7 protein-coding genes and 3 tRNA genes are annotated in these 7,759 nt (G+C 71.2%); 6 read left to right on the top strand and 4 right to left on the bottom strand.

Annotation, left to right across the window (positions count from 1 at the left end):
* Positions 1–107 precede the first annotated feature (107 nt).
* The 3 genes from ilvC to NQ707_RS09710 form a co-directional block, all read right to left on the bottom strand.
* Entirely contained in the window at positions 108–1,133 is a 1,026-nt protein-coding gene (ilvC, locus tag NQ707_RS09720; protein ID WP_058730602.1) for a ketol-acid reductoisomerase, read from the bottom strand.
* Positions 1,134–1,217: 84 nt separating this feature from the next.
* The gene (ilvN, locus tag NQ707_RS09715) at positions 1,218–1,727 is read right to left on the bottom strand and encodes an acetolactate synthase small subunit (RefSeq protein ID WP_058730601.1); all 510 of its coding nucleotides are present in this window, start codon (positions 1,725–1,727) and stop codon (positions 1,218–1,220) included.
* A gap of 6 nt (positions 1,728–1,733) precedes the next feature.
* Positions 1,734–3,548 carry an acetolactate synthase large subunit gene (locus tag NQ707_RS09710; protein ID WP_081046387.1) on the bottom strand — a complete coding sequence of 605 codons (1,815 nt, stop codon included), beginning with the start codon at positions 3,546–3,548 and terminating at the stop codon, positions 1,734–1,736.
* Positions 3,549–3,971: 423 nt separating this feature from the next.
* Between NQ707_RS09710 and NQ707_RS09705 the strand changes: the two genes are divergently transcribed.
* From NQ707_RS09705 to NQ707_RS09695, 3 genes are all read left to right on the top strand, one after another.
* Positions 3,972–4,433: a hypothetical protein gene (locus tag NQ707_RS09705; protein WP_058730599.1), complete on the top strand. Its 462-nt coding sequence runs from the start codon at positions 3,972–3,974 to the stop codon at positions 4,431–4,433.
* Between the two features lie 138 nt (positions 4,434–4,571).
* Positions 4,572–4,647 (top strand) — tRNA-Lys (locus NQ707_RS09700).
* A gap of 44 nt (positions 4,648–4,691) precedes the next feature.
* A tRNA-Lys gene (locus tag NQ707_RS09695) sits at positions 4,692–4,764 on the top strand.
* 91 nt (positions 4,765–4,855) lie between these two features.
* Here NQ707_RS09695 and NQ707_RS09690 read toward each other — a convergent pair.
* Entirely contained in the window at positions 4,856–5,356 is a 501-nt protein-coding gene (locus NQ707_RS09690; protein WP_064725622.1) for a MarR family winged helix-turn-helix transcriptional regulator, read from the bottom strand.
* 60 nt (positions 5,357–5,416) lie between these two features.
* Between NQ707_RS09690 and bcp the strand changes: the two genes are divergently transcribed.
* From bcp to NQ707_RS09675, 3 genes are all read left to right on the top strand, one after another.
* Entirely contained in the window at positions 5,417–5,896 is a 480-nt protein-coding gene (gene bcp / locus NQ707_RS09685; RefSeq protein ID WP_058730598.1) for a thioredoxin-dependent thiol peroxidase, read from the top strand.
* Positions 5,897–6,008: 112 nt separating this feature from the next.
* A tRNA-Leu gene (locus NQ707_RS09680) sits at positions 6,009–6,090 on the top strand.
* Between the two features lie 34 nt (positions 6,091–6,124).
* Complete coding sequence (locus NQ707_RS09675) at positions 6,125–7,723, top strand: ABC transporter substrate-binding protein (protein WP_404435617.1); 1,599 nt, start codon at positions 6,125–6,127, stop codon at positions 7,721–7,723.
* Positions 7,724–7,759: the final 36 nt, after the last annotated feature.

Raw genomic sequence — 7,759 nt, 5'->3', positions numbered from 1 at the left:
GGGGGGTTTGGGGGGGGGGGGGGGGGGGGGGGGGGGGGGGGGGCCCCGGGGGGGGGGGGGGGGCGGGGGGGGCGCACGCTCCCCCCGCCCCGGCGCACCGGAGGGGATCAGCGGGCGGCGGAGCCGTCCGTGTAGTCCTCATCGGCGGACTTCCAGGAGAACAGCTTGCGCAGCTCCTGGCCGGTCTTCTCGATGGGGTGGGCGGCACCGCGCTCGCGCAGCCGGGTGAACTCGGGGGCGCCGGCCGCCTGGTCGTCCATGAACCGCTGGGCGAAGGAGCCGTTCTGGATGTCCGCCAGGACCTCCTTCATGTGCTCCTTGACGTCCGGGGTGATGACCCGCGGCCCGGAGACGTAGTCACCGAACTCGGCGGTGTCCGAGCAGGACCAGCGCTGCTTGGTGATCCCGCCCTCGTTCATCAGGTCCACGATGAGCTTCAGCTCGTGCAGCACCTCGAAGTAGGCGATCTGCGGCTGGTAGCCGGCCTCGGTCAGGGTCTCGAAGCCGTACTGGACCAGCTGGGACACGCCGCCGCACAGCACGGCCTGCTCGCCGAACAGGTCCGACTCGGTCTCCTCGGTGAAGGTGGTCTTGATGACCCCGGCGCGGGTGGCCCCCAGGGCCTTGGCGTAGGACAGGGCCAGGTCCATGGCCTTCCCGGAGGCGTCGACCTCCACGGCCACCAGCGCCGGCACGGCCCGGCCGGCCTCGAACTCGCGGCGCACCGTGTGCCCCGGGCCCTTGGGGGCGACCATCGCGACGTCGATGCCCTCGGGCACCTCGATGTAGCCGAAGCGGATGTTGAACCCGTGGGCGAAGAACAGGGCGTCCCCGGGCTGCAGGTGCGGCTGGATGGACTCGCGGTAGATCTGGGCCTGGACCTGATCCGGGGTGAGGATCATGATGACGTCGGCCTCGGCGGCCGCCTCGGCCACGCTGAGCACGCGCAGCCCCTCGGCCTCGGCCTTGGCCTTGGAGCGGGAGCCCTCGGCCAGTCCGATGCGCACGTCCACGCCGGAGTCGCGCAGGTTCAGGGCGTGGGCGTGGCCCTGGGAGCCGTAGCCGATGATGGCGACCTGGCGGTCCTGGATGATCGACAGGTCGGCGTCGTCGTCGTAGAAGATCTCGGTCATGGGGTCAGCTTCTCCTTGCTGGTCGGTGGGTGGGTCTGCGGACCCGGTGTGCGCCCTGGCGGGCGGGCCGGGTGGTTCGGTGGGTCAGCGGCGCAGGGCCTTCTCGGACAGGGAGCGGGGACCGCGGGAGACGCCGAGGGTCCCGGCGCGCACGATCTCGCGGATGCCGAAGGGCTCCAGGACCTCCAGCAGGGCCTCGAGCTTGCCGGCCGGTCCGGTGGCCTCGATGACCACGGATTCGGTGGAGACGTCCACCACGCGGGCGCGGAACAGCTCGGCGGCCTGGGTGACCTGGGTGCGGGTCGCGGCGTCGGCGCGGACCTTGACCATCACGTGGTCCCGCTGCACCGAGGTCTCCGGGGGCAGCCGCACGACCTTCAGGACGTGGATGAGCTTGTTCAGCTGCTTGGTGACCTGCTCCAGGAGGACCTCGTCGGCCTCGACGACCACGGTGATCCGGGAGATCCCGGGCACCTCGGTGCCCCCGACGGCCAGCGAGTCGATGTTGAACTGTCGGCGGGCGAACAGCCCGGAGACCCGGGTCAGGACGCCGGGGGTGTCCTCCACGAGCACGGACAGGGTGTGGGCGGCCATGGGCGCTCAGTCCTCTCGGTTCCAGTCGGGTGAGGTGTCCTTGGCGATCTGGATCGCGTCGTTGGACACCCCGGCGGGCACCATCGGCCAGACCATCGCGTCCGGGCTGACGGTGAAGTCCACGACGACGGGGCGGTCGTTGATCTCCAGGGCCCGGGCGATCGCCTCGTCCACCTGGTCGTCGCCTTCGCATCGGAAGCTGGCGCAGCCGTAGGCCTCGGCGAGCTTGACGAAGTCCGGGATGCGCCGGGAGGCGTGGCCGGTGTTCAGGTGGGTGTTGGAGTAGCGGCCGTCGTAGAACAGCGTCTGCCACTGCCGGACCATCCCCAGCGAGGAGTTGTTGATCACCGCGACCTTGATGGGGATGTCGTTCAGGGCGCAGGTGGCCAGCTCCTGGTTGGTCATCTGGAAGCAGCCGTCGCCGTCGATGGCCCACACCACCCGGTCCGGGCAGCCGACCTTGGCGCCCATCGCCGAGGGCACGGCGTAGCCCATCGTGCCCAGGCCCGCGGAGTTGATCCACTGGTGCGGGCGCTGGTAGCCGATGAACTGCGCGGCCCACATCTGGTGCTGGCCCACCCCGGAGCAGTAGATGGCCTCGGGTCCGGTGAGCTCGCCGATGCGGCGGATGACGTGCTGGGGCGAGCCCAGCCCGTCCTCGGTGGGCACCCACCCCAGGGGGTACTCCTCCTTGAGCCGGTTCAGCACGGCCCACCAGTCCCGCAGGTCCGGGGTGCGCCCGGAGGTCTGCGCGCGGTAGGCCTCGATGAGGTCCGGCAGCACGGCCTTGAGGTCCCCCACGATGGGCACGTCCGCCCAGCGGATCTTGGAGATCTCCGCCGGGTCGATGTCCACGTGGATGACCTTGGCGTGCGGAGCGAAGGAGTCCAGCACGCCGGTGACCCGATCGTCGAAGCGCGCGCCGAGGGCCACCAGCAGATCGGCCTGCTGCATCGCGGTGACGGCGGGCACCGAGCCGTGCATCCCGGGCATGCCCAGATGGTGCGGGTCCGCGTCCGGGAAGGCCCCGCGGGCGGTGAGGGTGGTGACGACGGCGGCATCGGTGGCCGCAACGAGCTCGGCCAGCTCGGCCCCCGCATGCGAGCGCAGCATGCCTCCCCCGACGTACAGGACGGGGCGGCGGGCCTCGGCCAGCAGCTGCGCGGCCTCGCGGATCTGCTTGGCGTGGCCCTTGAGCACGGGGTGGTAGCCGCGCAGCTGCAGGGGCACGGGCCATTCGAAGTCCATCTGGCCCTGCTGGGCGTCCTTGGTGATGTCCACCAGCACCGGGCCCGGGCGCCCGGAGGCGGCAAGGTGGAACGCCTCGGCCAGCACCCGCGGGATGTCCTGGGCGCGGGTGGCCATGAAGGAGTGCTTGGTGATGGGCATGGTCATCCCGACGATGTCCGCCTCCTGGAAGGCGTCCGTGCCGAGCACCGCGGAGGAGACCTGCCCCGTGATCGCGACCATCGGCACGGAGTCCATGTGGGCGTCGGCCAGCGGGGTGATGAGGTTGGTGGCCCCCGGCCCGCTGGTGGCGATGCACACCCCGACCCGGCCGGTGGCCAGGGCGTAGCCCTGCGCGGCGTGTCCGGCCGCCTGCTCGTGGCGGACCAGGATGTGATTGATGGACTCGGAGTCCAGCAGCGGGTCGTAGGTCGGCAGGATGGCCCCGCCGGGCAGGCCGAAGACGTCGGTGACCCCGAGCTCCTCGAGGGTGCGGATCACGGCCTGGGAGCCGGTCATGCGCTCGGGCGGGCGGGTCCCGGTCGGAGCGGTCGGGGTGGGTGAGGAGGCGGTGCTCATTGCGTTCGTCCTCATTCTGTGGGTGGTCTTACCGGATGGTGCGTTCGGCCTTCGACCGCTGCTGTTCCTCGGCGGATGGGCCGGTGCGACGGGCGGATCGCGAAAGACCCCTCGGCCCGGGTGCGGGGCGAGGGGTCCGTGTCAGCTGTTCGGCCGCCGCCCGACTCGGTGCGGCGGTGGCGGCCGGCAGGCTGCCGTCCTCTAGCGGACGCCACGGACCCCGCGCTCCGCCGGAATGAGCGGAATGCGTGCGTCCGTGAGGGCTGAGGATGCGCGGCGTGCCATGTGCTCCATACAACGCCGGGGCATCCAGGAGATCAAAAACGTTTCATAATGTGAAACAGCCCTCCCGAGGCCCGCGCCGGGGGGGGTGACTCCGGGCGTCACCGGGGCACGGACCCCTCCCCTGCAGGGGCCGGCCCGTCTAGACTCGCAGACATGTCTCTCAGCGGACCCTCGGTCGCCCTGCAGGATCGCCTGCGCAGCATCTTCGATGCCCAGGTGATGAACTACGGCGCTTACAACCTGGTATGCACCCCGGGAGACGCCGCCTCCGCGACGGGGGGATCCCCCGCCGAGGAGCACGCCGCCGCCGGGCACTTCCTGGTGGGCTATCGGCGCGGACCCGCGGAGCTGATCATCGCCCCCTTCGACCCGAAGACCCTCGAACCGCTCGCCCCACCGATCGCCGTGGACAACACCAACATGCTGCGCGGCGAAGCGCTCACCGACCGCTCCATCCTGCTGGAGACCACCTCCGGGGCTCGATTCCGACTGGAGATCTCGCCGCTGATCGAGGTTCCCACCGCCGCCGGGAACGAGGTGCTGGAGCAGGAGGCCGACGTCGCGGACCTGCTGGAGTTCCTCGCCCAGCTGTTCGGCCCGGCCCAGCGACCCTGAGGTCGGGCCCTCCAGAGCCCTTGATACGCCCGCGTCGGGACGGATTTGCCCGATGGCCGATCCCGGCGTAGAGTATCCATTCGTTGCCGCGCGGTGCGGATGCCGACCGACCGGGTCGGAGCCGTCGCGCAGCGGTGAGCGCCTCTAGCTCAATTGGCAGAGCAATTGACTCTTAATCAATGGGTTCCGGGTTCGAGTCCCGGGGGGCGCACCAGGCGGTGTCCGCGCGGACGCCGTCGACGATCGCCCTCAGGGCGAGCGCCTCTAGCTCAATTGGCAGAGCAATTGACTCTTAATCAATGGGTTCCGGGTTCGAGTCCCGGGGGGCGCACCGAGAAACGCGAGCAGGGGCCCGATCCGCCGAGGATCGGGCCCCTGCTCGTCGGGTGTCACCCCTGACGGCCGTGCCATCCGGCCGTCGGCTAGCCCCGCGGCTCCGACGATGCCGGGGAGATCCCGGACACCAGCCCGGAGCCCTCGGCGCGCACGACGTCCAGCGGCATGGTGTCGGTCTCGGACAGGTCGCGGATCACCTGCTCCAGCGCCTGGCGCAGCTCCTCGTGATCCAGCACGCCGGTGCCGGCCAGGTCGTGCTCGATCTCGGCGGCCTCCGCCAGCGCACGGCGACCTTTGTCCGTGAGAACCATCACGTAGCTGCGACGGTCCACCGCATTGCGCTCCCGAGCGATGTGCCCGTGCGCCTCCAGGCGCGTGAGGGTCTTGCCCATGGTCTGGGCCTGAACGCCGACCTTGTGCGCCACCTGCGCCTGGGTCAGCCCGCCCTCGCGGCTGATCACGTCCAGGGCCATGACCCCCGCGTGGGTCAGTCCCAGCGCCTGCAGCTTGCGGTTCCAGTTGTACTCGAACATGCGCGCGGCCGTGGACATCAGGCGCGAGATCGACCATTCCCGGATTTGTGGCATGCCCAGCAGTATAGACTGTCGCTTTCACGCCATCCGAGCCCCCAGGAGGACCCCGCCGTCATGACCGAGAGCCGTCGCCTGAGTCCCGGAGACCGGGCCCCCGAGTTCACCCTCCCCGACGCCGACGGGCACCCCGTGAGCCTGAGCGCACTGCGCGGGCAGCCCGTCGTCGTCTACTTCTACCCCCGCGCGGAGACCCCGGGGTGCACGACCCAGGCCTGCGATTTCCGCGACAGCCTCGCGGCACTCGGCGCGGCCGGCTACCGCGTCGTGGGCATCTCCCCCGATTCCCCGGCCAAGCTGCGCTCCTTCGCCGAGCACCACGACCTGGGATTCACCCTGCTCAGCGATGCCGACCACGCCGTGGCCGAGGCCTACGGCGCCTGGGGGGAGAAGACCAACTACGGACGCACCAGCGTGGGCCTGATCCGCTCCACCGTCGTCGTCGATGCCGAGGGCGCCGTGCGCCTGGCCCAGTACAACGTGCGGGCGAAAGGACACGTGGCCAGGCTGCGCCGCGAGCTCGGCCTGTCCGACTGAATACCCCGGGCGGGGGCCCTGCCGGACCGCGGCGAGGCCGAGCCGGTAGACTGCGAGGGCCGACCCCGGCCCCGCACCTCCCTCAACCGGGAGGACGCGCCGGGGCCAGCGAGCGCGAGTGGTGGAACTGGCAGACACGCAGGATTTAGGTTCCTGTGCCCTGCGGCGTGCGGGTTCGAGTCCCGTCTCGCGCACCGGCACCCCGGTACCCCTGAGGAAGGAGCCCCCGTGAGCACGAGCCGTCGAGGATTCCTGGGCGGCTGCCTCGCCGCCGGGCTGGCGCTGAGCGGGTGCTCCGGGGAGGAGCCCTCCCCGGCGGCCAGCGCCTCGGCGGATCCGACGCGGCTGACCTTCACCGACGCCGCCCCGGCCTCCAGCCTGGACCCCTCCACCGACGGCCGGCTGGAGACGGCGCGGATCAGCGCGCAGGTGCTGGAGCCGCTGGTGCGGGCCAACCCGGACACCGGGGAGGCCATGGCCCATCTGGCCGAGTCGTGGAAGATCTCCGGGGACGGGCTGACCTACACCTTCCGCCTGCGCTCCTCCCCCCGATTCCACGACGGGCGGACCTTCGATGCCCAGGCCGTGCGGGCCAACGTCCTGCGCTGGGCGGAGGCGGCCCGCACCCAGCACCACCCGCCCACGGCCTTCCAGACCGTGTTCCGGATGCCCGGCACCGCCGAGGCACCGGCCCTGTTCGCCGAGTGCACCGCCCCCGACGCCCGCACCGTCGTCCTGCGGCTGAACCGCCGGCACCCGGCGCTGATCCGCGCCCTGACCCAGCCGGCCTTCGGCATCGCCTCCCCCGCCTCCTTCGCGGACGGGAAGGACCCCGGTGGGCACCCGGTGGGCACCGGGCCCTTCGTCTTCCAGCAGCGCGAGGACCAGACCGTGCGGCTGCGCCGCAACGAGGACTACTGGGGGGACGCCCCACAGGTGCAGGAGCTGGTGTTCCCCACGGTCATCGGGGCCCAGACCCGCTACTACCGGCTGCTCACCGGCGAAGCCGATGCGATCGACCTGGTGGGCACGTCGGATTTCGTCAGTCTCGCCCGACGCGGCTACCAGATCCAGCAGCGGGACCCGTACAACCTGGCGTTCCTGGCGATCAACCAGCGACACCCGGTCTTCGCCAGCGTCCAGCTGCGCCGGGCCGCCGCCCACGCGATCAACCGGTCGGACATCGTGCGCTCCTACTACCCCGAGGGCACCGAGACCGCCAACGACTTCACCCCCAAGCTCTTCGACGTCAGCGGCAGCGGCACCGGATCCGCCTACCGCTACGACCTCGGGCTGGCCCAGCGCCTCGTGCAGGCCTCGGACTATGACGGCCGATCCCTGCGCTTCTGCTATCCCACCGACGTGTCCCTGCCGTACCTGCAGAAGCCGGAGGCGATCTACGCGCGGATCGCCGAGGGGCTGACCAAGGCGGGCTTCACGATCGAACCGGTGCCGATCCCCTGGTCCGAGGACTATCCGGCGCGCATCCACGCCGAGGACCCGGATCGGGCCCTGGCCCTGACCGGGATCATGGGCACCTACCGGGATCCGGACGCCTTTCTGGCCCCGCTGTTCTCCCGTCGCACCGATCTGCTCGGCGCGCAGGAGTCCGAGCTGTTCGAGGCCGTCGAGGACGCGGCCGGCCAGCAGGACGGGGACACCCGCAAGGACGCCTACCGGCGGATCAACGAGATGGTCTCCGAGACCGTGCCGGCGGTGCCGCTGGCCTATCCGATCTCCGCGGTCGCGCTGAGCTCGCGGGTCACCGGGTACCCGCTGGCCGCCACCGGCGTCGCCGAATTCGACCGGGTCACCCTCAGCGATTGAGCCCGCGCACCCGGCCCAGGGCCGGGCGCGTTCGAT

The sequence above is a fragment of the Rothia sp. BD8 genome (genome assembly GCF_044878465.1).
GTDB classification, from domain to species: domain Bacteria; phylum Actinomycetota; class Actinomycetes; order Actinomycetales; family Micrococcaceae; genus Rothia; species Rothia kristinae.
Note: the sequence above shows the minus strand (reverse complement) of the source record. Positions and strands in the feature narration are given on the sequence as shown.